Source organism: Phenylobacterium sp. LjRoot225, assembly GCF_964252855.1.
In the GTDB taxonomy this organism is placed as follows: domain Bacteria; phylum Pseudomonadota; class Alphaproteobacteria; order Caulobacterales; family Caulobacteraceae; genus Phenylobacterium.
In genome coordinates this window covers 431934-457160 of sequence record NZ_CAXUPL020000002.1, presented here as the reverse complement: position 1 = coordinate 457160, position 25227 = coordinate 431934, and the positions used below count along the sequence as shown (strand labels likewise).

Sequence of the window (25227 nt, the reverse complement as noted above, 5' to 3'; positions counted from 1 at the left end):
TCAGATCTCGAAGAAGACAGTCTCGGCCTCCCCCTGCAGATGGATGTCGAAACGCCAGGCCCCACCGTCGTAACGGGCGATCAGGGTGTCGCGGCGATCCTGCGGGACCAACGCCAGGATCGGGTCCTCGGCGTTGGCGGCCTCGTCGGCGAAATAGATCCGGGTGACCAGCCGCTTGAGCAGGCCGCGGCCCATGAGGCCGACGGCGATATGCGGCGCCTGCAGGGTGTTTCCAGGGCCGGGGACGCGGCCGGGCTTGAGCGTGCGGAAGCGGAAGGCGCCGTCGACGCTGGTCGACGAACGGCCGAAGCCGATGAAGTTCGGGTCCAGCGCCAGTTCTTCGCGCGGGTCGGCCTCCGAGGCGTAGCGGCCTTGCGGATTGGCCTGCCAGATCTCGACCATGGCGTCTGGGATCGGCTGGCCGTCGCCGTCGTACACGCAGCCGAAGATCTCGACTGCCTCGCCCTGGGCCGCGGTCCGTACGACGTCTCCGGGCCCCAGCAGGTCGTGGCCCTCGGGGATCAGGTCGGGCCGCGCGCCGAGGTCGCCTTCGCCCGCCACCAGGTCGGCCGCGCCCTTCCAGGGCAGGGCGTAGTGGAAGAAGGGGCCGACCGTCTGCCAGGGGGTCTGTTTGAAAACGGTCATGGCTGGGTCTCGAAGGGCGTGGCGGCGCGGCCGCGCAGCACGATGTCGAAGATGTAGCTGAGCGCGAAGGCCTCCTCAGTCGTGGCGAGGTCGAACCGACCGACCATCCGTTCGACGGCCTCGGGCGGAACGGCGCCCGCGATCGGGTCGAGCGGAATCAGCGGGTCGCCCTGGAAATACATCTGGGTGACGAGGCGCGTGGCGAAGGCCGGGCCGAACAGGGAGAAGTGGATGTGCTCCGGCCGCCAGGCGTTCTTGTGGTTGCCCCAGGGATAGGCCCCCGGCTTGACGCTGACGAAGCGGTAGCGGCCCTCGGCGTCGGTGACCACGCGGCCGACGCCGGTGAAATTCGGGTCGAGCGGCGCGTCCCACTGGTCACGGGCGTGGATGTAGCGGCCGGCGGCGTTGGCCTGCCAGACCTCGACCACGGTGTGCGGGACGGGCCGGCCGTCCTCGTCCAGCACGCGGCCGGAGACGATGATCCGCTGGCCGATGGCCTCGCCCGCGTGCTGGCGGGTCATGTCGAGCATCGCCGGCCCCATCAGCCGCTCCCAGACCGCGCGCGGGCCGGTGACCTCGGTCAGGGTCTGGGGGATGCGCACCAGGGGACGGCTCGGCGAGCGTTTCACCGTCGAGCCATAGGGCGGATGGAGCGAGGGCGGCTGGTCTTCGGCTTCCAGCTCGTAGGGGATGACGTCCACGGCCTTCGCCTTTCAGATCCGTTCGAGGGCGAGCGAGACGCCCTGGCCGACGCCGACGCACATGGTGACGAGCGCGCGGCGTTCGCCTGTCGTCTCCAGGGCGTGGACGGCGGTCATCGCCAGCCTGGCCCCGCTCATGCCGAGCGGATGGCCGAGCGCGATGGCGCCGCCGTTCGGGTTCACGTGCGGCGCGGCCGGATCGACCCCCAGCTCGCGCAGGGAGGCGATCACCTGGCTGGCGAAGGCCTCGTTGATCTCGATGAGGTCGAAGTCGCCGATCCCGAGGCCCAGGCGCGCCATCAGCTTGCGGCAAGCCGGGACCGGTCCGATCCCCATCATCTTCGGCTCGACGCCGGCGGTGGCCATGCCGAGCACCCGAGCGCGCGGCGTCAGCCCGTGGCGCCGGATGGCGGCCTCCGAGGCCACGACCATGGCGGCCGCGCCGTCGTTCACCCCCGAGGCGTTGCCCGCGGTGATCGAGCCGTCCGCACGGACGACGGGCTTCAGCCTGGCGAGGGCCTCCAGGCTGGTGGTGCGGGGGTGCTCGTCGCGGTCGAAGGCGGCGAGGCCCTTCTTCCCGTCCGGCGCCTCGATCGGCGTGATCTCCTCGGCGAAGAACCCGGCCTCCTGGGCCGCGGCCGCGCGCGCCTGACTCTGCAGGGCGTAGCGGTCCTGGTCCTCGCGGGCGACGCCATAGGCCTCGGCGACGTTCTCGGCGGTCTCCGGCATGGAGTGGGTCCCGTAGCGCGCCTGCATCAGCGGATTGACGAAGCGCCAGCCGATAGTGGTGTCCTCCAGCCTGGCCGCGCGCTGGAAGGCGGTCTCGGCCTTGCCCATCACCAGGGGCGCGCGGGTCATGGACTCCGCCCCGCCGGCGAGGGCCAGTTCGATTTCGCCGGCGCGGATCGCCCGGGCGGCGGAGCCCACGGCGTCCGCGCCCGAGGCGCACAGTCGGTTGATCGTCGTTCCCGGGACGCTGACCGGCAGGCCCGCCAGCAGGGCCGCCATCCGCGCCAGGTTGCGGTTGTCCTCGCCGGCCTGGTTGGCGCAGCCGAGGTAGACCTCCTCGATCGCCGCGGGGTCGAGGTCGCTGCGGGCCAAGAGCGCCTTGATCGGATGGGCGGCCAGGTCGTCGGTCCGCACGCGGGCCAAGCCGCCGCCGAAGCGGCCGATGGCGGTGCGGGTCGCGTCGCAGATGAAGGCTTCGGTCATGCCGGCAACTCTTGGGGACGCGGCCGTGTCGTCAGCTTTTCGATCCGCTTCTCGTAGCCGCGGCCCTGGATGATGCGGTCGACATAGATGCCCGGCGTGTGGATGCAGTCCGGGTCGAGCGTGCCTTCCGGGACCAGCTCCTCGACCTCGGCGATGGTGACCCGGCCGGCGGTGGCCATGTTCGGATTGAAGTTCCGCGCGGTCTTGCGGAACATCAGATTGCCCGCCGGGTCGGCGCGCCAGGCCTTGACGATCGACAGGTCCGCCCGCAGCCAGGTCTCGCGGATGTAGGTCTCGCCCTCGAACACCTCGTGCGGCTTGCCTTCGGCGACCACGGTGCCGACGCCGGTCCTGGTGTAGAAGGCCGGGATGCCCGCGCCGCCCGCGCGGATCCGTTCGGCCAGCGTGCCCTGCGGGTTCAGCTCCAGCTCCAGCTGGCCGGAGAGGTAGAGCTGCTCGAACAGCCTGTTCTCGCCGACATAGGACGAGATCATCTTACGGATCTGGCCATTGTTCAGCAGCTGCCAGAGGCCGAAGCCGTCCGCCCCGCAGTTGTTGGAGACGATGGTCAGGTCCTTGACCCCGGTCTCCTTCAGGGCGGCGATCAGGTTCTCCGGGTTGCCGGACAGGCCGAAGCCGCCCGACATCAGGGTCATGCCGTCGAAGATGACGCCGTCGAGCGCGGCCTCAGGGCTGTCGTAGAGCTTGCTCGCCATCAGATCGCCATCGGCATGGAGCGGAGCTCGTTGAGGCTTGCCGACAGCTGCTCGGCGAACTTCGCGGCCGGGAGCGGCAGGGCGCGACCCTTCAACTGGCCCAGGACCAGCGGGCCATGCGCCAGGTCGACGTCGTCCACCGGCCGGATGGCCAGTTCGGGATCGCTGCTGTGCTTCAGCGCGCCGATCTCGATCTGGAAGGTCACCAGCTCGCTGCCGCGCACCAGGTCGGCCAGCACTGAGAAGGAATTGGCCTCGGCCATCACATTCAGCCGCATCGACGTCTTGGCGAGGATCTGCTCGATGATCTCCCGGCCGCCGAAGCTCGCGCCGGGCAGGGCGATCTCGTAGTCCGCCAGGTCGCGCAGGCGCAGGGTCGCCCGCCCTGCGAGCGGATGGTCGTGGGCCATGATCGCAACCATCCGCTGGCCGAGGGTCATGATCGGCTGCAGCTCGATCGCGTGCGGCGGACGGAAGACCAGCACGAGGTCCGCCACATAGTCCGACAGGGCGGTGAGCGCGGAGTTGTGGTCGGCGATGGTGACGCGGAAGCGGACCAGCGGATGCGCCTGCCGGAACCGCTTGATGTGCTCGACGACGAAGCTCTGCACCGCCTGGCTGCAGGCGATCGACACCTCGCCGCGCTTCAGGCCCGACAGGTCCTCGATCTGGGAATAGACGCGGCGCAGGTCGGCTTCCTGCGAGCGGATCCAGCCGACGAAGATCTCGCCGGCCGCGGTCAGCGTCACCCCGGTGGTGTCCCGCTCGAAGATGGGGGCTCCGAGGTCATGCTCCACGTCCTGGATGCGGCGCAGAAGGGCGGAGGGCGTGACGTGCAGCCGCTCGGCGGCCTGGCGCACCGATCCCGCCCGCGACACCTCGTCGATGTAGCGCCAGATCCTCATGTTGCGCAGCGCCATTCGCACCCCCGTACCCGGTTACTTTTCGGCAACGCGCGTCCGCAAAATCGGCACCTCTGATCACCGCGGCCGCAGACTAAACTTCCTTGCGTTGGGGAAGCCTAGATCGATTGATCGCATCGCTGCAACAGTGTCAGATCAGGTTTGAGGAAAAAATTCAATGCAAATTATCAGTGATCAAAGATAACTCATAATAGATAAATGCCAATACTTAGGTAATCGTTTCAATATTGATTATTGTCGTAGTCGATATTCCATATGTGTATTTGGTGTAGCTGGGTGGCGAGTTTATGGACTTGAGGCTGGCGGACAAGGTCGTGGTGATCACCGGCGCGGCCAAGGGCATGGGCGCTGCGATCACCTTGGCCTTTGCGGCTGAGGGCGCCCGGCTGGTCCTGTCCGGGCGCGACATGGCCGCGATCGAACCCGTGGCCGAGGCGGCGCGCGGCATGGGCCGCAGCGTGATCACCGTGGCCTGCGACATCACCGACCCCGTTCAGACCGAGGCGCTGGCGGCGGCGGCCCGCGATGCGTTCGGCCGCATCGACGTGCTGGTGAACGTCGCCGGCGGCACGGGGCCGATGGGCGAGACCGCCTGGAGCACCTCCACCGAGGCGTTCGAAGAGATCGTCCGGCTCAACGTCACCGGCTGCTTCAACACCATGAAGGCCGTGCTGCCGGTCATGGTGGAGCAGTGCTACGGCAAGATCGTCAACGTCGGCGGCACCTTCGGCATGCGCGGCCGGGCTGGGCGTATGGCCTATTCCGCCTCGAAGTGGGGGCTGCGCGGCGTGACCAAGTCCACCGCGCTCGAGGCCGGTCCGCACAACATCAACGTCAACTACGTCGCGCCCGGCATGGTCGAGGGGCCGCGCTTCCGCACCAAGGTGATCCCCGACGTCATGGATCGCCACGGCGTGTCGGAGGCGGAGGCGGTCGCTCGCCACGCCGACGAATACGCCCTTCGCCGCATCACCCAGGACGAGGACGTGGCCAACGCCTGCCTGTTCTTCGCCTCCGACGTTTCGCGCCAGATCACCGGCGCCGATCTGGCCGTCGACGGCGGCTGGGCCCACCTCTGACCCGCAAGGAGATCGGCTTGTTCACCGCAGACCTCGTCATCAAGGATGGCGTGATCGTCACCGACCGGACCGAGTTCAAGGGCTCGATCGCGATCAAGGACGAGCGGATCCTGGCCATCGGCGAGGCTGAGGCCATGCCGCCCGCCAAGGAGGTGCTGGACGCGGCGGGCCTGCATGTCCTGCCAGGCGCCATCGACGCCCACGTCCACTTCCGCGAACCCGGCTACACCCACAAGGAAACCTGGAAGACCGGCACGGCGAGCGCCGCCATGGGCGGGGTCACGACGGTGTTCGAGATGCCCAACACCAAGCCGCCGACCGGGACGCTCGAAGCCCTGAACCTGAAGCTCGAGGCGGCGAAGAAGGCGCACGTCGACTACGGGATCTATGGCCTGCTCGGCGAGGAGAACCTCGACCATCTGGAAGAGCTGATGGACGGCGGCGTGGCCGCCTTCAAATGCTTCATGGGCAACACCTTCGGCAACCTGCCGGCGCCCTCCACCGGGGCCATGCTGGAGGGTTTCGAGCGGATCGCGGCGCGGGGGCTGCGCATCGCCCTGCACGCCGAGAACGCCTCGATCATGAAGCGCCGCCAGCTGCAGCTGCAGGCGTTCGGCCGCAAGGATCCCCTGGCCCACCTGGCCGCCCGTCCGCCGGTCGTCGCCGCCGAGGCGGTGTCCCGCGCGGCCATCCTGGCCGAATGGACCGGCGCGCGGATCCACATCCTGCACGTCTCGTCCGGGACCGAGCTCGGCCCGCTGCGCGACGCCAAGGCGCGCGGCGTCGACATCACCGCGGAGACCTGCCCGCACTATCTGCTACTGGACGAGAACGCCTACACAGACGTCGCCTCCCTGATCCGGGTGAACCCGCCGGTGCGCGAAAAGGCCCACCAGACCATGCTGTGGGCGGCGGTGCTGGACGGCACGATCGACATGATCGCCACCGATCACGCTCCGCACCTCGCCGCGGAGAAGTTCAAGGACGACATCTGGTGCGCCGACTGCGGCTTCACCGGCGTCGAGACCCAGATGCCCCTGATGCTGACCCAGGTCGCCGCCGGCCGGATGAGCCTGCAGCACTACGTCAAGATGACCGCCACCGCACCGGCCCAGGCTTTCGGCCTCTATCCGCGCAAGGGTATCCTGCAGCCGGGCGCCGACGCCGACATCGTCGTGGTGGACCTCAAGCGGGAGCACGTCATCCAGGCCGAACAGCTGCAGTCGATCGGCCGCTGCACGCCCTTTGAAGACATGGTGGTTCGAGGCCTGCCGATCCACACCCTGGTGCGCGGCCGCTTCGTGATGAAGGACCGGGAGCTGGTCGAGGCCAGCAGCGGCCACGGCCGGCCGGTCGGCCGCATCCAGCAGATGCCGCCGCCGGCGCCGAAGAATCTCGAGCACACCACGTCGGCGATCCTGCACGCAGGGCCGCCCGCCTAGATGAGCGCGCGCCGAGACATCCAGGTCGGACGCCTGATGGCCGAGCCCGCGCAGGGCTTTGGCGGCGCGGCGCGGATCCGCATCGAGGGGGCGACCATTAGCGCCGTGGAGCCCGCGGCGCTCTGCGACGGGGATCCGGCCGTGGGCCTGGTCGCCCTGCCGGCGCCGGCCAACGCCCACGACCACGGGCGCGGTCTGCGCCCGCTGGCCTTCGGCGCGCCGGACGATCTGCTGGAGCTGTGGATCCCCACCCTGGCGAACGAGCCGGTGGTCGATCCCTATCTGCGCGCCGCGGTCGCCCTGGCGCACATGGCCGAGGGCGGGGCGGGGGCGGCGAACCACTGCCATGGCCCTCAGGTGCGCGAGCGCATGGTCGAGGAGGCGCAGGCGGTCTCGCGCGCCGCCCGCGACGTCGGCGTCCGCATCGCCTTCGCGGTTCCGATCATGAACCGCAATCCCACCGTCATGGGGTCGCTCGACGACTTCGTCGCCCGGCTCTCGCCGGAGGACGCAGCCGCCTTCCGCGCCGGCCTGCGGCCGTTCCGGACGCTGAAGGAGAGCCTCGAACTGGTCGACGCCATCGCCGCGTTCGAGCACGAGAACTTCCAGGTCCAGTTCCACCCGATCGCGCCGCAATGGGCCGACGACGAGACCCTGCAGACCATCGCCCGCCTGTCCGAGGCGACCGGCCGGCGGGTCCACACCCACCTGCTCGAGACGCGCTGGCAGCGGGAGTGGGCCGACGCCGCCTATCCGGACGGCCTGGTCCAGCGGCTGGACGACTACGGCTTCCTCTCGCCGCGGCTCAGCGTGGCGCATGGCGCCTGGCTCAGCACCTGCGATTGCCAGCGTCTCGCCGCGCGCGGCGTGGTGCTATCGGTCAATCCGTCCTCGAACCTGCGCCTGCGCTCCGGCCTGCCGCAGTCGGACGCCTACCACGCCGCAGGGCTGCCGCTGGCGGTGGGACTGGACGGCATGGCCCTGGACGACGACGAGGACCTGCTGCGCGAGGCGCGCCTGGCCTGGCTGCTGACCCGCGGCCTGGCCGACGCCGAGGGCCTCAGCGAGACCGGCCTTTTCGAGGCGCTCTGTCAAAACGGCCGCCGGACCGTCACCGGCGAGGACGGCGGCGGAGTGATCGCCGCCGGCGCGCCGGCCGACATCCTGGTGCTCGACGCCGCGGCCATGCTGCCGGACGCCTGCGGCCGGGAGGTCGACGTCATGGACCTGCTGCTCACCCGGATGACCAAGCGGCACGTCAAGGCGCTGATCGTCGGCGGCCGCGAGATCGTCCGTGATGCGCGGTGCACGAGCGTCGACCTGCCGGCGCTGGAGGCCGAGCTCTACGGCCAGGCGCGCCGCGCCGCCGCCGAGGCGCCGGTCGACGCCGCCCGCACGGCCCGGCTGCAGGCGGCGGTGACGGACTTCTACCGGTCGGGCGCGCATCGGACGGGGCAGGGCGGATGACCAGTTTCATCGAGCGGTTCGCCGGCTGGAGCGATGCCCAGGCCAAGGCGGCCGACGAGGTGCGCCGCCTGGCCCGGGACGGGGCCTTGAAGACCCTGCGCCTGGTGTTCGCCGACCAGCACGGACTGCTGCGCGGCAAGACCGTGATGGCCGCCGAGCTGGAGCGGGTGTTCCGCAGCGGCCTCGGCGCGCCCTCGTCCCTGCTGCTCAAGGACACCTCGGGACGCACGGTCATCCCGACCTTCGCCGCCGGCGCGGGTGTCGGCCTGGCGGCGATGCAGGGCGCCGCGGACCTGGTGATGGTTCCGGACCCGACCACCTTCCGCCTCCTGCCCTGGTCGTCGGGCACGGGCTGGATGCTGTGCGACATCCATTTCACCGACGGCGGGCGCATCCCGTTCTCGAGCCGGGACCTGATGCGCGCCGCCCTGACGCGGCTGCAGGGCGCCGGCTACGGCTTCATGGCGGGGGCGGAGTTGGAGTTCCACCTGTTCCGCATCACCGATCCGAAGCTCGGGCTGGAGGACGCCGGCCAACCGGGGACGCCGCCGGAGGTGGGGCTGGTCAGCCAGGGCTACCAGTATCTCTGGGACGACCGCTACGACGCGCTCGACGAGGTCTATGCCGCGCTGCGCGAGGGGCTGCAGGGACTGGGCTTGCCGCTGGCCAGCCTAGAGGTCGAGTTCGGGCCCAGCCAGGGCGAAATGACCTTCGCGCCCCAGGAGGGGCTGGCGGCCGCCGACCTGGTGATCCTGGCGCGCGCCGCCGTCAAACAGATCGCCCGCCGCCATGGGCTGCACGCGACCTTCATGTGTCGGCCGAAGCCGGCCAATGCGGTCGCCTCGGGCTGGCATCTCCACCAGTCGCTGCTCGACGCCGGCGGGGCCAATGTCCTGCCTGGCGAGGGCGACGAACTGCTCAGCGCGGCGGGGCGCGGCTATCTGGGCGGGCTGCTGGCGCATGCGCGGGGCGCCGCCTCCTTCGCCGCCCCGACGATCAACGCCTACCGCCGCTACCGCGCCTATTCGCTGGCGCCGGACCGCGCCGTCTGGGGGCGCGACAATCGTGGCGCCATGGTGCGGCTGGCGGGAGAGCCGGGGACCTCGTCCCTGCGGCTGGAGAACCGCGTCGGCGACCCAGCGGCCAACCCCTACCTCTACATGGCCAGCCAGATCCTCTGCGGCCTGGACGGGATCGAGCGGCGCACCGATCCGGGCCCGCCCGCCGACACGCCCTACGAGACGGCGGCGCCGAGCCTGCCGCTATCGCTCGACGAGGCCTTGCTCGCGCTGGAAGGCGACGCCGTCCTCTGCGAGGCTCTCGGCGCCGGCTTCGTGGAATACTGGACCCGCATCAAGCGGGCCGAGCTCGCGCGCTTCCACGCCGAGGTCACAGACTGGGAGCACCGGGAGTATTTTGGCCTCTTCTGACCCGCCCCCCTTTGATCGGCCCCCCTTTGATCGACTCGGCTTCGACTGGGACGACCCGCGCGTCGTGCGGGCCGCCATCCGCCACGGCGAGTTTACCGACTTCACCAACCTGGTCGCCAGGAACAGCGTCCAGGGCAATCTGATGATCGTGCCGCAGGCCTACGCCGCCGACTTCGAGGCCTACGCCCGGGCCAATCCCCAGGCCCTGCCGCTGATCGGCCGCTCGGAACCTGGATCGCCGCACATTCGCGAAATCGCCGAGGACCTGGACCTGCGGACCGACGTCGGCGGCTACATGGTGTTCCGGGATGGGGCGTTGGTCGACACGCCGCGCGACATCACCGGCCTGTGGCGGGAGGATTTCGTCGCCTTCGTCCTCGGCTGCTCCTTCTCCTTCGAGTCCCTGCTGCTGCGGCACGGGGTGAGGCTGCGGCACCTCGAACAGGGCGACGTCTCGGCCATGTACGTCACCGACATTCCCACGGTTCCGGCCGGGCCTTTCGAAGGACCGCTGGTGGTCTCGATGCGGGCGCTCAGCCCCCAGGACGCCATCCGCGCCACCCTGGTCTCGGCCCGCTATCCGCAGTTTCACGGCGCCCCCGTACACATCGGCGCGCCAGAGATGATCGGGATCCGGGATCTCGACGCCTCGTACGGCGGCCACGGAATGCGCCGGCTGGAGGCCGACGAGCAGCCGGTGTTCTGGGCCTGCGGGGCGACGGCGCAGATCGCCGCGCTCGCCGCCCGGCTGCCGCTCTGCATCACTCACCACAAGGCGCACATGGTGGTCACCGACCTGCCGATCCCGGATGCGGACTGAGGGGGGCGGCTGGTGTTCGCATTTCGGCTCCGCCACGTGCGCAATCGGCAACCGACGGGCATCGCGAAACGCCCTAGATGGAAGGCGCCCGAAGCCTGCGGAGCCGCGTCATGAACCTGGATGCCTACCTCGAGACCTACCTCGCCCAAGGATACGTCGTCATTCCCGGGCTGCTTGCCGAGGACGAGGCGGCCGGCCTGCGGCATGTGACCGACACGATCTCGGCCCGCGCCTACGGGCTGACCGCCGAGACCGCGGAGTTCGACTTCGAGCCGCACCATCGGCCCGACGCGCCGCAGATCCAGCGCATCAAGAAGCCCCACCGGATCGACCCCTACTTTTTCGAGCTGGCCAAGCATCCGGCGATCCTCGCCTTCCTGGAGAAGGTGATCGGGTCGGACATCCGGCTGAACCACTCGAAGATGAACATGAAGGCCTCGAAGGAAGGCTCGCCCCTGGAGTGGCACCAGGACTGGGCCTTCGCCCCCCACACCAACATGTCGACCTGCGTCGCCTCGGTGATGGTCGATGACTGCAGCGTGGAGAACGGAGCGCTGCAGGTCGTCGCCGAGAGCCACAAGGGGCCGCTGCTGAACCACCACGGCGCGGACGGCTATTTCGACGGCGCCATCCTGCCCACCGAGGCCCATCTGGCGAAGGCCCAGGCGCTGACCGGACCGTCCGGCACGGTGGCCTTCCACCATCCGCTCGCCATCCATGGCTCGGGGCCCAACCGCTCGGGCGATCCCCGGCGGATCCTGTTCCTGGAGTATGCGGCGAGCGACGCCTATCCGCTGTTCTACGACGTCGACTGGGACGAATATAACGGCCGCATCGTCCAGGGCCCGGCGACCAGCGAGGTCCGTATCGAGCCCCATCCCATCCGCCTGCCGCAGCCCACCCGGGCCGGCAGCTCGATCTACAAGATCCAGGCGACCGCCCAATCCAGGTACTTCGCTGCGTGACCGCCCCCATCGCCCTGGTGACCGGCGCCAGCGCCGGCATGGGCCGGGACATCGCCTGGGCCCTGGCCGCCGCCGGCTATGACCTGGGGCTGCTGGGGCGGCGCTCGGAAGGCCTGGAGGAGACCGCCGAGGGCGTCGCCGCGGCCGGCCGGCGGTCCATCTCCCTCATCGCCGACGTCTGCGATGCGACGGCGCTGTCGGCGGCCCTGGACGACTTCCTGGCCTGGTCGGGCGATCGGGTCGACGTGCTGATCAACGCCGCCGGCTGGACTGGGCCGCTGTCGCCGCCGATCCACGAGATCAGCGTGGAGGACTTCGACGCCACCGTGGCGACCAATCTGCGCGCGCCCTTCCTGACGCTGAAGCGCCTGCTGCCGGTGATGTACGCCCAGGGCGCCGGCCGGATCGTCAACATGGGCGGCAACCACGGCATGCGCGGACGCGCCGGCCGGGCGGCCTTCTCCGCCTCGAAATGGGGCTTGCGGGGCCTGTCGCGCACGGCGGCGCTGGAGGCGGGGCCGCACGGCGTCACCGTCAACCTGATCGCCCCGGGCCCCGTCGCCGTCCCCCGGATGAAGGCCAACTGGCGGGCGCAGGCGCAGGCCGAAGGCGTCGCCGAAGAGGTGATCCTCGCCCGCTACATGCAGGCCATGGGCGCAGCGCTGGGCCAGCCCAGCGAGCCGCAGGACGTCGTCGCCATGGTGATGTTCCTGGTAGGCGAAGGCGGCGGGGCGATCACCGGCCAGGAGCTGATCATCGACGGCGGTGTGATCGTCTGAGGCCGAACGCCCCCTCAGTCAGCTTCGCTGACAGCTCCCCCGCAAGCGGGGGAGCAGCGGGGCCTCGCTCCTCCCCTGCGAAGCGGGGGAGGTGGCTCGCGCAGCGAGACGGAGGGGGCGTTGCGGCCTCTCCACCTCACCCCATGTTCACATACAGCGCCTTCACCGCCAGATAGTCGTCCAGCTGCTCGGCGCCGCCCTCGTGGCCGTAGCCGCTCATCTTGCGGCCGCCGAAGGGGGCGGCGGGGTCCAGCGCATTGTAGCAGTTGACCCAGACCGAGCCGCTCACCAGGCCGCGGGCCATCCGGTGCGCGCGGCCGACGTCGCGGGTCCAGACGCCGGCGCCCAGTCCGAACTCGCTGTCGTTGGCCAGGCGGACGGCCTCCTCCTCGGTGTCGAAGGGGATCACCGAGGCGACCGGGCCGAAGATCTCCTCCCGCGCCAGCTGGCTGGTGTTGTCGACGTCGGCGAACACCGTCGGGGCGACGAAATAGCCCTGGGCCAGGACGCCCTCGGTCAGGCGCGCGCCGCCGCACACCAGCCGCGCGCCCTCGCTGCGGCCGAGGTCGAGGTAGCCGGAGATCCGCTGGAGCTGGTTGGCGGACACCACCGGGCCCATCTCGGTGGCCGGGTTCAGGCCGTCGCCGATGCGGATCGAGCCGGCGACCTCCGTCATCGCCTCCAGCACCGCGTCGTAGACCGGCCGCTGCACCAGCACCCGCGTGCCGGCGCTGCAGATCTGGCCGGCGTTGGCGAACACCGCCCGCGCCGCGGTCGGCCCGGCGACAGAGAGATCGGCGTCGGCGAAGATGATGTTCGGCGACTTGCCGCCGAGCTCCAGGGTCAGGCGTTTGAGGTTGCCGGCGGAGGCCTGGACGATCTTGCGGCCGGTCAGGTGCGAGCCGGTGAAGGAGACCTTGTCCACGCCCATGTGGGCCGCTAGCGCCTGGCCGGCGGCCGCGCCGGAGCCGGTGACGACGTTCAGCACGCCAGGCGGGGCGCCCGCCTGCAGCACCAGGTCGGCGAACAATAACGGCGTGAGCGAGGCCTCTTCCGCCGGCTTCAGCACCATGGTGCAGCCGGCAGCCAGGGCCGGCCCCACCTTCCAGACGCAGGCCCACAGCGGACCGTTCCAGGGGATGATGGCGCCGACCACGCCGACCGGCTCCTTGATGGTGCAGGCGAAGGTGTCGGGGATCGAGGTCTGGATCGTGCGGCCGTCCAGCGACAGGGCCTGGGCGGCGTAGTAGCGCAGCAGGCCGACCAGCAGGTCGCGGGGGCCGCGCGTGTGGCGGATCGGGGCGCCCATGTCGAGGGTGTCGAGGAGGGCGATGTCCTCCCAGTGCTGCTCCACCAACTCGGCGAGCTTCAGCAGCACGCGCTGGCGGTCGGCCGGCAGGAACTTGCGCCAGGGACCTTCGAAGGCGCGCCGCGCGTCGGCCACGGCCAGGTCGACGTCGTCGGCGCCCCCGGCGGGCAGGGTGGCCAGCACGGCGCCGGTGGCCGGGTTGAGCGTCTCGAAGGTGGCGCCGGAGAGGGCGTCGACCCATTCGCCGCCGATCAGCATCTGCTTGGCGGGATTGGCTAGGAAGGGATGCGGGGAGATCATGGTGGTCACGCCGCCGCCGCCAGCCGGGCGAAGCCGCGCTCGAGATCGGCGATCAGGTCGTCGCAGTCCTCCAGGCCCGCGTGCACACGGATGCTGGGCCCGCCGCCGTAGGTGGTCGCCGAGCGCAGGGTGTTGGGATAGGTCGGCACCACCAGGCTCTCGTAGCCGCCCCAGGAATAGCCGAGCCGGAAGATGTCGAGGTGGTCGAGCATGGCGGCCAGCTGAGGTTCGCTGCAGGGCTTGAGCTCGATGCCGAACAGGCCCGAGGCGCCGTCGAAGTCGCGCTTCCACAGGGCGTGGCCGGGATCGTCCTCCAGCGCCGGATACATCACCCGCGCCACCTCGGGCCGCGTCTTCAGCCAGCGGGCCAGCCGCGTGGCGGTCTGCTGGTGGCGCTCCATCCGGATCGGCAGGGTGCGTAGCCCGCGCAGCGCGTTATAGACGTCGTCCGGCCCGCCGCAGTAGCCCGCGGCCGAGGCCGTCCTCTTGACCGGAACGAAGGCCGCTTCCGTGCAGACGGCGATCCCCAGCATCAGGTCCGAGTGGCCGGAGATGTATTTGGTCGCCGCGTTGATCGACACGTCCGCCCCATGGGCCAGCGGGCGGAAGCAGATCGGCGAGGCCCAGGTGTTGTCCACGATGGTGGTGATCCCGCGGGCCCGGCAGACCTTGGTGATCGCCGGGACGTCGCTGACCTCGAAGGTCAGGGAGCCGGGGGATTCCATGTAGACGACCTTGGTGTTCGGCTGGATCATCGCCTCGATGCCGGCGCCGATCAGCGGATCGTAGAAGGTCACCTCCACGCCGAAGCGGGTCAGGATGTCGTCGCAGAACTGCCGGGCCGGGCCGTAGACGCAATCCACGATCAGCAGGTGGTCGCCGGCCGACAGGAAGGCGGTGAGGGAGGCGGCGATCGCGCCCAGGCCGCAGGAGGCGACCACCGCCCGGTAGCCGCCCTCGAGCGCGGTGACCGCGTCTTCGAAGGCGCGCGTCAGCGGCGTTCCCTCGCGTCCATAGGTGAAGCCGACGAAGGCCCCCGACGCCCGGTCACGGCGGGTCTCCAAGAGCTCCTCCAGGCTTTCGAAGATGACCGTCGAGGTATGGTAGACGGGCGGATTGACCGCGCCCTTCCAGCCGGTCGGGTCGCGCCCGAGGTGGCCCACGAGCGTGTCGCGCTTGAACCCGGCGGCGGTGACGTCCTTCATGACTTTGCTCACGTGACTTGGCCTCAGATGACTTGGCCGGCGTCGACGATCAGGTCCTGGCCGGTGATGTTGCGACCCGCCTCGGAGGCGAGGTGGATGACGGCCGCGGCGACCTCGTCGCCGGTGACCAGGCGTCCGAGCGCCGAGCGGCTGGTGAAGCGTTCGAGCACAGCTTCGTAAGCGATGCCTTCGCGCTCGGCCGAGCGTTCGAAGTCCCGCGTCAGGCGCGGCCCCTCGATCCCGCCGGGCGCCACCACATTGGCGGTGATCCCGTAGGCGCCGACCTCCAGCGCCACCGAGCGGGTCAGGCCGCGCAGCGCCCATTTTGTCGAGGCGTAGAGGCTGGCGAGCGCCACGCCCTTGTGGCCGTAGGTGCCGCCGATGTTGACGATCCGCCCCGAGCGCCGGGCGATCATGAACGGCAGGACCGCGCGCATCGCCAGCATCGCGCCCAGCACATTGACGTCGTAGCAGGCGCGGAAGTCCTCCGCCCCGAGCTCCCAGATCGGCCTGCGTGGGCTGCCGACGCCGGCCGTGCAGACCAGGACGTCGATCGCGCCGAGGGCCTCGTTCGCCTGGGCGGCGGCGGCGTCCATCTGGTCTTCGGCGGTGACGTCGGCGGCGAGCACCACGGCGCGGCGGCCGAGGACGCGGACCGCCTCGGCGACTCCTTCGCCGGCCGCCGCGTCGCGGCCGAGGACGGCGATGTCGGCCCCGGCCTTCGCCAGGGCGACCGCCAGCTCGGCGCCGAGGCCCTTGGTCCCGCCGGTGATCAGGACGGTCTTGCCGGTCAGCGCGCCCATCTCAGGCGCTCCGGTCGGCGACGGCGCGCTCGAGCATGATGGTCACCGTGAAGAAGAGGTAGGCGACGGTGGTGCTGACCAGGATGGCCGACCACATGAGGGCAAAGTTCTGCTGCGAATAGGCGTCCAGCATCAGGTAGCCGAGGCCGGGCGCGCCGGAGAGCCATTCGGCGAACATGGCGCTGAGGATGGCCGAATGGGCCGCGAGCCTGAGGCCGGTGAAGAGGAAGGGCAGGGCGAAGGGCAGCCGCACCTTCAGCAGCGTCTGCCAGAAGCTCGCGCCGTTCGCCCACATCATCTCCATGAGGTTGGCCGTGGGCGCCTGCAGGCCGCGCTTGGCCGCCAGCATCAGCTGGAAAAAGGTCAGCAGGGCGACGACGCCGATGCTGTTCCAGCGCCCCCGGCCCCACAGCATGACGAGCAGCGGGGCGACCGCGATCACCGGCACGGTGCGGACGATCAGCACCAGCGGCGTCAGCGCCCGGTCCAGGCCCGACGAGAGCGTGAAGAGCACCGCGAGCACGACGGCGAGGACCAGGCTGACGGCCAGTCCGGCGACCGTGCAGCCGAGGGTGAAGGCCGTGGCCGATCCGATCTCGTCGGCGTTCTGCAGGAAGGCCGTCAGAGCCTGGGCGGGGCTGGGCAGCAGGAAGGTGGGAACGCCGAAGACGCCGTTCGCCGCAAACCACAGGATCAGGATGGCGGCCAGGAAGGCGGCGTAGGCGACCAGGCGCGCGCCGCCGGCCTTCAGCGCTCCGGACGCCCGCCAGCGCCGGGGCTCGGCCATCCTTGGAAGCCCGACCGCCAGGGTCATGCGCCGGCCTCCGCGACGACCGCGCCGCTGACGGCGAGCCGCTCGGCGGCGACGACCAGGCCGTAGGCCGCCATGGAGATCACGCAGGTGAGCGCCACGGAGGCCCAGAGCTGGGCGATGTGCAGGCCGAACATCGAGGTCAGCATGTAGACGCCGAGCCCGTCCTCGGCGCCGGTCCACTCGGCGATCAAACTGCCCAGCAGCGCCAGCGGCGCGGCGATCTTCGCGCCCAGGAACAGGTAGGGCAGGGCCGTCGGCAGGGCCAGCAGTCGGAACCTTTGCCAGGGGTTCGCCGCCAGCACGGTGAACAGCTCGCTGGCCGCTCCGGAGCTGGCGGACAGTCCCTGCACCGCCGCGACGATCATCGGGAAGGCGCAGATGATCGTGGTGATGGCGATCCGGGCGCCCAGCCCCATGCCCATCAGGGTGATCAGGGCCGGCGCCAGCGCGATCATCGGGATGCTGGTGAGCACCGCCGCCATGGCCAGCACGCCGGTCTCGATCTGCCGGAACGCATAGACGACGAGGCCGAGACCCAGGGCGATCAGGGTGGCGAGGATGAAGCCGGTGGAGGCGGTCAGCAGCGTCGGCTCGATCGCGCGCCAGATGTCGCCGCGCTCGGTCCAGATCGTTTGCAGCACGGTGCTGGGCGCGGCCACGGTGCTGGGCGCCGCGCCCGAGCCCACATAGCCCTCCAGCAGCAGCGCCAAGGCAGCGAGCAGCAGCAGCGGCGGCAGGGAGTTCCTGAGCGCGACGGACAGCCTATCCATAGTCGAAGGCTTCGGTCTGGTCGTGGAACAGGCCTGCGCGGACCCGCTTCACCGCCTCGATGAAGGCCGGCTCGTTCATCTGGCTCATCCGGCGCGGACGCGCGAGGTCGACCGTGACCGTGTCGACCAGCCGCCCCGGCCGGGCGGCCAGGACGAAGATCTTGTCGGCCATGAACACCGCTTCCTGGATCGAATGGGTCACCATCAGCGCGGTGATCTTGGTCTGCGCCCAGATGCGCAGCAGCTCCAGGTTCATCCGGTGGCGGGTGATCTCGTCGAGCGCGCCGAACGGCTCGTCGAGCAGCAGCACCTTGGGTTTCAGCGCCAGCGAGCGGGCGATGGCGCAGCGCTGCTGCATGCCGCCGGAGAGCTGCGCCGGACGGGCGTGTTCGAACCCACCGAGGCCGACCAGCTCCAGCAACTCCAGGGGCGTGGCGTCGGCCACGCGGCCCTTGCCGCGCGCGACCTCCAGCGGCAGGCGGACGTTTTCCAGCGCGGTGCGCCAGGGCAGCAGGCTGGGGTCCTGGAAGATGAAGCCGATGCCGTGTTCGCGGCGGACCCGTTCGGGCGGCGCATCGCCAATGGAGATCCGGCCGAGCGTCGGCTGCAGGATGTCGGCCACCATGCGCAGCAGGGTGGACTTGCCGCACCCGGAGGGGCCGATCAGGGCGCCGAACTCGCCTTCCTCCAGGGTCAGGCTGACGTCCTGGATCGCCTGGACGCTGCGGCCGTCAATTTCGAAGGCCTTGGACACCCGGTCGACGCGCACGCGGCCCATGACTGATCCGTAGTTCTCGTATTCCGGCGGCCGCAGTCCGGCCGCGTGACTCGGTAAAGCTCGCACGGCTCGGCGTTGACGCGAGATGCCGTTTCGGCGTGGCCGTGGCGCCGTAGCGGCTACGCCTGGGATGCCAGGGCCTCGCGGATGACGCTCTGGGTCACCAGGCGGCCGACGTCGATCTCCATCCCCGCCGGCACGCTGCCCGCTTCGCGCGCGAAGGCCAGGGCGTGTTCGAAACGGCCAGGGTCGATCCACAGCAGGCCATGGGTGAGGGCGTCGCCGTCCAGGATGAAGCTGCGCATCATCGCCGCCTGGGCGAGCTGGTCCTGCAGGCTCGTGCCCTTCTGCGCCCACTTCTCGACGATCAGTTCGGCCGAGCTGGCGGGGTTCTCGACGAAGTAGCGCCACCCCTTGATCAGGGCGCGGGTGTAGCCGACCAGTAGGTCGTGGTGTTTGTCGAGGGTGTCGCGGCGCACGATGAAGGCCTGGGCGTAGCCCGGCACGCCGAGGTCGGTCATGTAAAGGACCTTTGGCTCGACGCCGAGGGCCCGCAGGCCCGGCACGGCGGTCGTCGCGTGGCTGTAGTAGCCGTCGATCTGGCCGGCCGCCAGGGCGCCGGCGTCGGTCCCCACGGGCACGAAGTTGACGCTCTCAAAGGGGATCCCGGCCCGCTGCAGCAGCACGCAGGTCAGCTTGCGCACGCTCGCCGGCACGCCGATGGTCTTGCCGACCATGTCGTGCAGCGAGGTGATGGGCTTGCCGGGCAGGCTCATATAGGCGCCGGGGTCGCGCTGCATCACCGCGGCGAAGGCCACCAGCGGCTGGCCCTGCACCGCGGCCTCGATCATCGCCAGCGGCGTGCTTTCGCTCACCAGCATCCGGCCGCTGGCCACCAGGGTGCGATAGTCGGTGCCCGGGCCGCCGGCGGCGAACTCGGCCGTCACCCCTTCGGCCTCCAGGTAGCCCAGCTCCTGGGCCAGGAACTCGCCCGCGAACTGGACGCCTTTGAGCCAGCCGAGCTGGTGGGTGACGGGGGGCGCGAGCGCGCCGGAGGTGTTGGCCTTGAGCATGTTGGACCGGTCCAGGGCGCGGACGGCGAGCGTCCCGTATCCCGCGGCGCATGCGCCGGTCAGGCCCATGAGCCCGAGACGCCGCAGGGCATCTCGGCGGCCGTAGCGCGGGATGGCGGGAGCGGGCGAGCCGATCCGGGCGCCGGACATTTTTATCTCCTGGTCGAAATTCGTCGGAAGCCTGCAAGCCCCCGCGCAGGGAGGCCGGGCGGCGCGAGCCGGGAGAACTCCAGATCGGCGCCGGACCCGAGGATTTCGGCGCGCCGTATGAAAATCGATCAGCCGGCGCCTGGGGACTGCGCAGACCGGCCGCAGAGCCCATTTCGTGTAGCCGTAACGGCGCCGCCAGCGCGCCAAATTGGCATCCCATCGACACACGGCTGGGGGTGTAGAGCCGATCGGTGGGGTCAAGATCGCAGTGGTCCGGCGGCGCCGGAGCTTCGACTTGGCCATGACCGGCGTTTGCGGAGGACTGGGTCTTGGGACGCAGCAATGAAGAGGCCGATTTCACCCATTCCGCCCAGACGGTGAGCCTCTCCGAGATCCCGACCATCGACTTCGCGCCGTTTCTGACAGGTTCGCCGGATGAGCGGCAGGCGGTGGCGGATCGGATCGCCGAGGCCTCCGGCCGGATCGGCTTTTTCTATCTGGTCGGCCACGGCGTGCCGGCGGGGCTGCGCGAGGCGGTGTTCCGCGAGACCGCGGCCTTCTACCGCCTGCCGCCGTCGGAGCAGGAGACGGTCCGGGCGACGCCGGACTGGTACCGGGGCCTCTGCTCGCTGTCCCAGCACCTCGGGGCGAACAAACGGTACTTCGAACAATACCGGATCCAGGACGAGTTCGCCCCGGATCCGGTGAACGATCCGAACGGGATCTTCTATGGCCCGAACCGCTGGCCGGCGGCCCAGCCCGGCCTGGCGACGGCTTCGATGGCCTACTTCCGCGCGGTGACGGAGCTGTCGCACCATCTGTTGCGCGCCTTCGCCCTTGGCATGGGGCTGCCGGAGGACCGCTTCGACGGCTGGTTCGACAAGCCGCTCTCGCAGCTCAGCCTGCTCTACTACAGCGCCCTGCCGCAGGGCGCCGAGACCGAGGTGCAGAACGCCGTCGCCCATACGGACGAAGGCCCCTTCACCATCCTGGCCCAGGGCGAGATCAGCGGGCTCGAGGTGCGCCGCCGGGACGGGGCCTGGATCGCCGCCCCGCCGGCGCCGGACTCCTACGTCATCAACATCGGCAATATGATGATGTGGTGGTCCAACGGCCGCTACCTGTCGAACATGCACCGGGTGCGCAACACCTCGAGCCAGGAGCGGTTTTCGATCCCCTTCTTCTTCAATCCGGACCGGGAGGTGGTGGTCGAGCCGCTGCCGGAGTTCGTGCGCCAGGACGGCGAAGCGCGCTACCCGGCGGTCGAGGCCGGCCAGCACCTGACCCGCTTCTTCGCCACCTTGCAGCCGGCGCGCGAAGCCGCCGCCGCAGACGGCGACTGATCCGGCGATGGCGCGCAGCGATGTGAACGGTGGGCGTCGAGCCCGCATCGGGTCGGACATTGGCGGGACCTTCACCGACATCGTCCTGGAGGATGGCGAGCGCCGCTTCTCGACCAAGCGGCTGACGACCTACGACGCGCCGGAACGGGCGCTGCTGGAGGGCGTGGCCGAGCTGCTGGCGCAGGCGGGGCTTTCGCCCGCGGACGTCGGCCTGATGGTGCATGGCACCACGCTGGCGACCAATGCGCTGATCGCCCGCCGGGGCGCGGTGACCGGCCTGCTGACGACCGAAGGCTTCCGCGACGTTCTGGAGATGGGCTCGGAAAGCCGCTTCGATCAGTACGACCTGTCGATCGCCAAGCCCGCGCCGCTGGTTCCGCGCAAGCTGCGCCTGACCGCCGCCGAGCGCGTGGCGGCGGACGGCGAGGTGCTGCTGGCCCTCGACGTCGCGGCGGTAGAGCGCGCGGCCGAGGCCTTCGAGGCGGCCGGGGTGGAAAGCGTCGCCATCGGCTTCCTGCACAGCTACGCCAACCCCGCCCACGAGCGCGCCGCCGCCGCCATCCTGGCCGAGCGCCTGCCGCAGGCGAGCCTGTCGCTCTCCAGCGAGGTCTCGCCGGAGATCCGCGAGTACGAGCGCTTCTCCACGACGGCGGCCAACGCCTATGTCCGGCCGCTGATGGACGCCTATCTGCGCCAGCTGGAACGCAAGCTGGCGCAGGCGGGCTTCGACTGCCCGCTGTTCCTGATGCTGTCCTCGGGCGGGCTGACCAGTCTTGACACCGCTGCGCGCTTCCCAGTGCGGCTGGTGGAATCCGGCCCGGCGGGCGGGGCGATCTTCGCCGCCAGCATCGCCGCCGAGCGCGGGGTCGAGCGCATGCTGGCGCTGGACGTCGGCGGCACCACCGCCAAGATCTGCTTCATCGACGACGGCCGCCCGCAGATGTCCCAGGGCTTCGAGGTCGCCCGCGTCCATCGCTTCCGCAAGGGCAGCGGCCTGCCGCTGCGCATTCCTGTCGTCGAGATGGTGGAGATCGGCGCCGGCGGCGGCTCCATCGCCCACCTCGACCGGGTCGGCCGACTGAATGTCGGCCCGCAGAGCGCCGCCTCCGAACCGGGTCCCGCCTGCTACGGCCGCGGCGGAACCGAGCCCACCGTCACCGACGCCGACCTGATGATGGGCCGGGTGGACCCGGAGGCTTTCGCCGCCGGGACGATCCGCCTGGACCCGACCGCCGCCGAGACGGCGCTGCGCAGGCTCGATCCGGCCGGCGACGCCCGCCTGCTGGCGTTCGGCGTCGGCGAGATCGTCGACGAGGTCATGGCCAGCGCCACCCGCGCCCATGCGGTCGAGCAGGGCGCGGCGGTCGAGGACCGCACCATGGTCGCGTTCGGCGGAGCGGCGCCGCTGCACGCCGGCCGCATCGCCGAGAAGCTGGGCGTCTCGCGGGTGATCGTCCCCAGCGGAGCCGGCGTGGGCTCGGCGGTGGGCTTCCTACGGGCGCCGATCGGCTATGAGATCTCGCGCAGTCGTCGCGAGCGCCTGGGCCAGGTCGACCTCGACGGGGTGAACGCCGTGCTGGCGGAGATGTCCGAGACGGCGCACGGCCTGGTGCGCCAGGGCGCGCCCTCGGCCGAACGCGTCGAACGCCGGACCGCCTACGCCCGCTATGTCGGCCAGGGCTATGAGATCTCCGTCGAGATCCCGGCCCGCAGGCTCGGCGACGGCGACGAGGCTGTGCTGCTGGAGATCTTCGAGACCGCCTATCGCCGCCAGTACGGCCGCACCATTCCGCAACTGCCGATCGAGATCCTCACCTGGCGGGTCAATGTCTCGGCCGGCGGCTGGCGGCCGCAGCTGCGCGAGCCGGTCGGCCGCCTGCGCGAAGTCACGCCCGGCGCCTGGCGCGAGGTGTTCGACCCGGCCAGCGGCGCGGTCCGATCCTACGGCGTCGTCCGCCGCGAGACCCTGTCGCCCGGCGACTGGCTGCGCGGCCCGCTGCTGGTGGTGGAGGACCAGACCACCACCGTGGCGCCGGCGGCCTTCGACCTCTGCGTCGACGCCTACGGCTACCTGGTGCTCGACCGCCGCCCAGTGCAAGGAGCGCCGTCATGATCGGCCGTCTCGACGACCTGCGCATGCAGGTGATGTGGACCCGCCTGATCGCCATCGTCGAGGAGCAGGCGCAGACCCTGATGCGCACCGCCTTCTCGACCACGGTGCGCGACGCCGGCGACCTCTCGGCGGCGGTGTTCGACACCCAGGGGCGGATGGTCGCCGAGGCGGTCACCGGCACGCCCGGCCACGTCAACTCCATGGCCGAGGGCGTGCGGCACTTCCTGGCCAAGTTCCCGCCCGAGAGCATGCGCGAGGGCGACCACTTCATCACCAACGATCCTTGGCTGACCGCCGGCCACCTGCACGACGTCACCGTCGTCAGCCCGGTCTTCGCGGGCGGCCGGCTGGCGGCCCTGGTCGGCTGCTGCTGCCACCAGCTCGACATCGGCGGCCTGGGGCAGGGGCCGGACGGGCGCTCGATCTTCGAAGAAGGGCTGCAGATCCCGCTCCTCAAGCTGGCCTCGGCGGGCGAGCTGAATGAGTCCCTGCTGGAGATGCTGCGCCAGAACGTGCGCACGCCGATGCAGGTGGAGGGCGACGTCCTCTCCTATATCGCCAGCAACGAGACCGGCGCCCGGCGGCTGCGCGACATGCTGGTCGAGTTCGGCCAGGAGACGTTGGACGAGGTCGGCGACTACATCCTCGAACAGTCGCTGGCCGCCACCCGCACAGCCATCGAGGCCCTGCCCGACGGCGTCTGGTCGAGCGAGCTCGTCCTCGACGGCTATGATGCGCCGATCACCCTGCGCGCCCAGCTCACCATTCGCGGCGGCGAGATGGCCGTCGACTTCGCCGGCACCGACCCGGCGGTCCCGCACGGGATCAATGTGGTGATGAACTACTGCCGGGCCTATGCGGTCTTCGGCCTGAAGTGCGTGGTGGCCCCGGACGTGCCGAACAACTACGGGGCGCTGAAGCCCTTCCTCGTCGAGGCGCCGGAGGGCTCGATCCTCAACGCCCAGCGGCCGGCGCCCGTGGCGGCGCGCCATGTGGTGGGTCAGATGCTGCCGGACCTGATGTTCGGCTGCCTGTCCCAGGCCCTGCCCGGGCGCACGCCGGCCGAGGGCTCGTCCTGCCTGTGGAGCGTCCAGCTGCGCGGCGAGACGAGGGGCCGTGACGCCGTGGAACGGTTCGACACGGTCTTCTTCAACAGCGGCGGCTCCGGCGCGCGGCCGGGCCTCGATGGGCTGGACGCCACCGCCTTCCCGAGCGGCGTCCGCGCCATGCCGGTGGAGGTGACCGAGGCCGGGGCGCCGGTGGTGATCTGGCGCAAGGAGCTCTGGGCGGACAGCGGCGGGGCCGGGCGCCATCGCGGCGGGCTCGGCCAGGTGGTCGAGGTCGGCGGCCGCTTCGGCGACAGCTTCGAGGTCCTGGCGATGTACGAGCGGGTCGCCAACCCGGCCCGCGGCCGCGACGGCGGCCGGGACGGTGCGGCGGGAACCGTCAGCCTGGCGTCTGGCGCGCCGCTGCGCGCCAAGGGGCTTCAGCGCATCCCGGCCGGCGATCGGCTGGTGCTGAAGGTCCCCGGCGGCGCAGGCCTGGGCGACCCGGCCGAGCGGGCGGCCGAAGACCTCGCCCGCGACGCCGAGGACGGCCGGGTCAGCCCCGGCGCGGCTTCCAGCCTTGCGGATTGCTGAGGAAGTCGGCCAGCTCCGCGCGTTGGTCGGCGTCGAAATAGCCGTCCGCCCCGCCCGACTGCAGCACGTCGGCCCAGTCGCAGAGATAGAAGAGCGACAGGTCGTGCGCGGCCAGGCGATCGGCCGTCTCCGGATAGATGCCGTAGTAGAAGATCGAGGTGGTCAGGTCGACGATGGCGCCGGCCGCGCGCATCACCTCGACGAAGGTGATCTTGGAGCCGCCGTCGGTAGTCAGGTCCTCGATCAGCGGGCAGCGCTTGCCGGCGATGTCGCCGCCCTCGATCTGGCTCTTCATGCCGAAATCTTTGGTCTTCTTGCGGACGTAGGCCATCGGCTTTCCCATCTGCGCGGCCACGAAGGCGGCGTAGGGGATGCCGGCGGTCTCGCCGCCGACGGCGATGTCGAAGTCCGGAAGCGTCTTCAGGCCCTCGCACCAGATGCGAATGACCTCGTCGCGCTGCGGCGCGCTGAGCAGGCCGCGGATGTTCACATAGACCGGGCTCTTCAGCCCCGAGGTGAAGGTGAAGGGCTCGTCCTTGTAGAAGCGGATCACCCCGGCGGCGAGAAGGCTGGCGGCCACCTGCTGCGAGCCGGCTCCCTTGATCAGGCGCTCTTGCACGGCGGTTCCTTTCGGCGAGTGGATGAGTCGGCCCGCACCCGCGGACTGTGCGAGGCTGATAGGCAAGCGGGCCTGGGCCGTCAACGTCGGGGGCGCCTGGATAGGGGCGAGGCGGCGGCTGCAGTTTTCCG

General features: G+C 70.6%; 23 protein-coding genes. 10 read left to right on the top strand and 13 right to left on the bottom strand.

Annotated features, from left to right (window positions below):
• From pcaG to ACSQ2B_RS12345, 5 genes are read right to left on the bottom strand one after another with little or no spacing between them, the layout of a single operon-like run.
• Positions 1 to 645: a protocatechuate 3,4-dioxygenase subunit alpha gene (gene pcaG, locus ACSQ2B_RS12365; protein WP_436050202.1), complete on the bottom strand. Its 645-nt coding sequence runs from the start codon at positions 643 to 645 to the stop codon at positions 1 to 3.
• Positions 642 to 1346: a protocatechuate 3,4-dioxygenase subunit beta gene (gene pcaH / locus ACSQ2B_RS12360; RefSeq protein WP_436050201.1), complete on the bottom strand. Its 705-nt coding sequence runs from the start codon at positions 1344 to 1346 to the stop codon at positions 642 to 644. Before pcaH ends, pcaG begins: the two co-directional genes overlap by 4 nt.
• Before the next feature lie 12 nt (positions 1347 to 1358).
• Positions 1359 to 2558 carry a 3-oxoadipyl-CoA thiolase gene (gene pcaF / locus ACSQ2B_RS12355; RefSeq protein WP_436050200.1) on the bottom strand — a complete coding sequence of 400 codons (1200 nt, stop codon included), beginning with the start codon at positions 2556 to 2558 and terminating at the stop codon, positions 1359 to 1361.
• Entirely contained in the window at positions 2555 to 3274 is a 720-nt protein-coding gene (locus ACSQ2B_RS12350) for a CoA transferase subunit A (RefSeq protein WP_436050199.1), read from the bottom strand. The genes pcaF and ACSQ2B_RS12350 overlap by 4 nt, the downstream gene beginning before the upstream one ends.
• Positions 3274 to 4194, bottom strand: a complete 921-nt coding sequence (locus tag ACSQ2B_RS12345) for a LysR family transcriptional regulator (RefSeq protein WP_436050198.1) — start codon at positions 4192 to 4194, stop codon at positions 3274 to 3276. Before ACSQ2B_RS12345 ends, ACSQ2B_RS12350 begins: the two co-directional genes overlap by 1 nt.
• Before the next feature lie 290 nt (positions 4195 to 4484).
• Between ACSQ2B_RS12345 and ACSQ2B_RS12340 the strand changes: the two genes are divergently transcribed.
• From ACSQ2B_RS12340 to ACSQ2B_RS12310, 7 genes are all read left to right on the top strand, one after another.
• Positions 4485 to 5276, top strand: a complete 792-nt coding sequence (locus ACSQ2B_RS12340; protein ID WP_436050196.1) for an SDR family NAD(P)-dependent oxidoreductase — start codon at positions 4485 to 4487, stop codon at positions 5274 to 5276.
• Between the two features lie 17 nt (positions 5277 to 5293).
• Positions 5294 to 6718, top strand: a complete 1425-nt coding sequence (gene allB, locus ACSQ2B_RS12335) for an allantoinase AllB (RefSeq protein ID WP_436050195.1) — start codon at positions 5294 to 5296, stop codon at positions 6716 to 6718.
• Entirely contained in the window at positions 6719 to 8185 is a 1467-nt protein-coding gene (locus tag ACSQ2B_RS12330; RefSeq protein ID WP_436050194.1) for an amidohydrolase family protein, read from the top strand.
• A complete protein-coding gene (locus ACSQ2B_RS12325) occupies positions 8182 to 9615 on the top strand; it encodes a glutamine synthetase family protein (RefSeq protein WP_436050192.1) in 1434 nt (477 codons plus the stop codon). The genes ACSQ2B_RS12330 and ACSQ2B_RS12325 overlap by 4 nt, the downstream gene beginning before the upstream one ends.
• Before the next feature lie 64 nt (positions 9616 to 9679).
• Positions 9680 to 10435 (top strand): D-glutamate cyclase family protein, encoded by a 756-nt coding sequence (locus ACSQ2B_RS12320; RefSeq protein WP_436050190.1) that lies wholly within the window; start codon positions 9680 to 9682, stop codon positions 10433 to 10435.
• Positions 10436 to 10545: 110 nt separating this feature from the next.
• A complete protein-coding gene (locus tag ACSQ2B_RS12315) occupies positions 10546 to 11400 on the top strand; it encodes a phytanoyl-CoA dioxygenase family protein (RefSeq protein ID WP_436050188.1) in 855 nt (284 codons plus the stop codon).
• Positions 11397 to 12179 carry an SDR family NAD(P)-dependent oxidoreductase gene (locus tag ACSQ2B_RS12310; protein WP_436050186.1) on the top strand — a complete coding sequence of 261 codons (783 nt, stop codon included), beginning with the start codon at positions 11397 to 11399 and terminating at the stop codon, positions 12177 to 12179. Before ACSQ2B_RS12315 ends, ACSQ2B_RS12310 begins: the two co-directional genes overlap by 4 nt.
• Before the next feature lie 136 nt (positions 12180 to 12315).
• On the opposite strand, the gene ACSQ2B_RS12305 is transcribed toward ACSQ2B_RS12310, so the two are convergent.
• The 7 genes from ACSQ2B_RS12305 to ACSQ2B_RS12275 all read right to left on the bottom strand — a co-directional run bounded on the left by ACSQ2B_RS12305 (position 12316) and on the right by ACSQ2B_RS12275 (position 19381).
• On the bottom strand, positions 12316 to 13788 hold the full coding sequence (locus ACSQ2B_RS12305) for an aldehyde dehydrogenase family protein (protein WP_436051016.1): 1473 nt from the start codon (positions 13786 to 13788) through the stop codon (positions 12316 to 12318).
• A 5-nt stretch (positions 13789 to 13793) separates the two neighbouring features.
• The gene (metC, locus tag ACSQ2B_RS12300) at positions 13794 to 15005 is read right to left on the bottom strand and encodes a cystathionine beta-lyase (RefSeq protein ID WP_436050184.1); all 1212 of its coding nucleotides are present in this window, start codon (positions 15003 to 15005) and stop codon (positions 13794 to 13796) included.
• A gap of 11 nt (positions 15006 to 15016) precedes the next feature.
• The gene (locus ACSQ2B_RS12295) at positions 15017 to 15796 is read right to left on the bottom strand and encodes an SDR family NAD(P)-dependent oxidoreductase (protein WP_436050182.1); all 780 of its coding nucleotides are present in this window, start codon (positions 15794 to 15796) and stop codon (positions 15017 to 15019) included.
• 1 nt (position 15797) lies between these two features.
• Positions 15798 to 16610 (bottom strand): ABC transporter permease, encoded by an 813-nt coding sequence (locus ACSQ2B_RS12290; protein WP_436050180.1) that lies wholly within the window; start codon positions 16608 to 16610, stop codon positions 15798 to 15800.
• A complete protein-coding gene (locus ACSQ2B_RS12285; protein ID WP_436050178.1) occupies positions 16607 to 17380 on the bottom strand; it encodes an ABC transporter permease in 774 nt (257 codons plus the stop codon). Before ACSQ2B_RS12285 ends, ACSQ2B_RS12290 begins: the two co-directional genes overlap by 4 nt.
• The gene (locus ACSQ2B_RS12280) at positions 17373 to 18158 is read right to left on the bottom strand and encodes an ABC transporter ATP-binding protein (protein ID WP_436050176.1); all 786 of its coding nucleotides are present in this window, start codon (positions 18156 to 18158) and stop codon (positions 17373 to 17375) included. Before ACSQ2B_RS12280 ends, ACSQ2B_RS12285 begins: the two co-directional genes overlap by 8 nt.
• A 119-nt stretch (positions 18159 to 18277) precedes the next feature.
• Positions 18278 to 19381 carry an ABC transporter substrate-binding protein gene (locus ACSQ2B_RS12275; RefSeq protein WP_436050174.1) on the bottom strand — a complete coding sequence of 368 codons (1104 nt, stop codon included), beginning with the start codon at positions 19379 to 19381 and terminating at the stop codon, positions 18278 to 18280.
• A gap of 329 nt (positions 19382 to 19710) precedes the next feature.
• On the opposite strand from ACSQ2B_RS12275, the gene ACSQ2B_RS12270 reads away from it, so the two are divergent.
• Genes ACSQ2B_RS12270 through ACSQ2B_RS12260 form a run of 3 tightly spaced genes read left to right on the top strand, consistent with a single transcriptional unit; the run spans position 19711 to position 24477 of the window.
• Complete coding sequence (locus ACSQ2B_RS12270; protein ID WP_436050173.1) at positions 19711 to 20724, top strand: isopenicillin N synthase family dioxygenase; 1014 nt, start codon at positions 19711 to 19713, stop codon at positions 20722 to 20724.
• Between the two features lie 7 nt (positions 20725 to 20731).
• Positions 20732 to 22837 (top strand): hydantoinase/oxoprolinase family protein, encoded by a 2106-nt coding sequence (locus ACSQ2B_RS12265; RefSeq protein ID WP_436050171.1) that lies wholly within the window; start codon positions 20732 to 20734, stop codon positions 22835 to 22837.
• Positions 22834 to 24477, top strand: coding sequence for a hydantoinase B/oxoprolinase family protein (locus ACSQ2B_RS12260; RefSeq protein WP_436050169.1), 1644 nt, complete (start codon positions 22834 to 22836; stop codon positions 24475 to 24477). The genes ACSQ2B_RS12265 and ACSQ2B_RS12260 overlap by 4 nt, the downstream gene beginning before the upstream one ends.
• Here ACSQ2B_RS12260 and ACSQ2B_RS12255 read toward each other — a convergent pair.
• A complete protein-coding gene (locus ACSQ2B_RS12255; protein WP_436050167.1) occupies positions 24440 to 25096 on the bottom strand; it encodes an orotate phosphoribosyltransferase in 657 nt (218 codons plus the stop codon). The two genes, ACSQ2B_RS12260 and ACSQ2B_RS12255, sit on opposite strands and share 38 nt — an antisense overlap.
• Positions 25097 to 25227 lie beyond the last annotated feature (131 nt).

Bases quoted from the DNA above. Each gene is read 5' to 3' on its own strand.
- ACSQ2B_RS12330 (WP_436050194.1), top strand. From the start codon at position 6,719: ATGAGCGCGCGCCGAGACATCCAGGTCGGACGCCTGATGGCCGAGCCC.
- ACSQ2B_RS12275 (WP_436050174.1), bottom strand. From the start codon at position 19,381: ATGTCCGGCGCCCGGATCGGCTCGCCCGCTCCCGCCATCCCGCGCTAC.
- ACSQ2B_RS12345 (WP_436050198.1), bottom strand. From the start codon at position 4,194: ATGGCGCTGCGCAACATGAGGATCTGGCGCTACATCGACGAGGTGTCG.
- pcaG (WP_436050202.1), bottom strand. From the start codon at position 645: ATGACCGTTTTCAAACAGACCCCCTGGCAGACGGTCGGCCCCTTCTTC.
- ACSQ2B_RS12265 (WP_436050171.1), top strand. From the start codon at position 20,732: ATGGCGCGCAGCGATGTGAACGGTGGGCGTCGAGCCCGCATCGGGTCG.
- ACSQ2B_RS12340 (WP_436050196.1), top strand. From the start codon at position 4,485: ATGGACTTGAGGCTGGCGGACAAGGTCGTGGTGATCACCGGCGCGGCC.
- ACSQ2B_RS12305 (WP_436051016.1), bottom strand. From the start codon at position 13,788: ATGATCTCCCCGCATCCCTTCCTAGCCAATCCCGCCAAGCAGATGCTG.
- ACSQ2B_RS12280 (WP_436050176.1), bottom strand. From the start codon at position 18,158: ATGGGCCGCGTGCGCGTCGACCGGGTGTCCAAGGCCTTCGAAATTGAC.
- ACSQ2B_RS12260 (WP_436050169.1), top strand. From the start codon at position 22,834: ATGATCGGCCGTCTCGACGACCTGCGCATGCAGGTGATGTGGACCCGC.
- ACSQ2B_RS12325 (WP_436050192.1), top strand. From the start codon at position 8,182: ATGACCAGTTTCATCGAGCGGTTCGCCGGCTGGAGCGATGCCCAGGCC.
- ACSQ2B_RS12350 (WP_436050199.1), bottom strand. From the start codon at position 3,274: ATGGCGAGCAAGCTCTACGACAGCCCTGAGGCCGCGCTCGACGGCGTC.
- pcaF (WP_436050200.1), bottom strand. From the start codon at position 2,558: ATGACCGAAGCCTTCATCTGCGACGCGACCCGCACCGCCATCGGCCGC.
- ACSQ2B_RS12285 (WP_436050178.1), bottom strand. From the start codon at position 17,380: ATGGATAGGCTGTCCGTCGCGCTCAGGAACTCCCTGCCGCCGCTGCTG.
- ACSQ2B_RS12315 (WP_436050188.1), top strand. From the start codon at position 10,546: ATGAACCTGGATGCCTACCTCGAGACCTACCTCGCCCAAGGATACGTC.
- ACSQ2B_RS12290 (WP_436050180.1), bottom strand. From the start codon at position 16,610: ATGACCCTGGCGGTCGGGCTTCCAAGGATGGCCGAGCCCCGGCGCTGG.
- ACSQ2B_RS12295 (WP_436050182.1), bottom strand. From the start codon at position 15,796: ATGGGCGCGCTGACCGGCAAGACCGTCCTGATCACCGGCGGGACCAAG.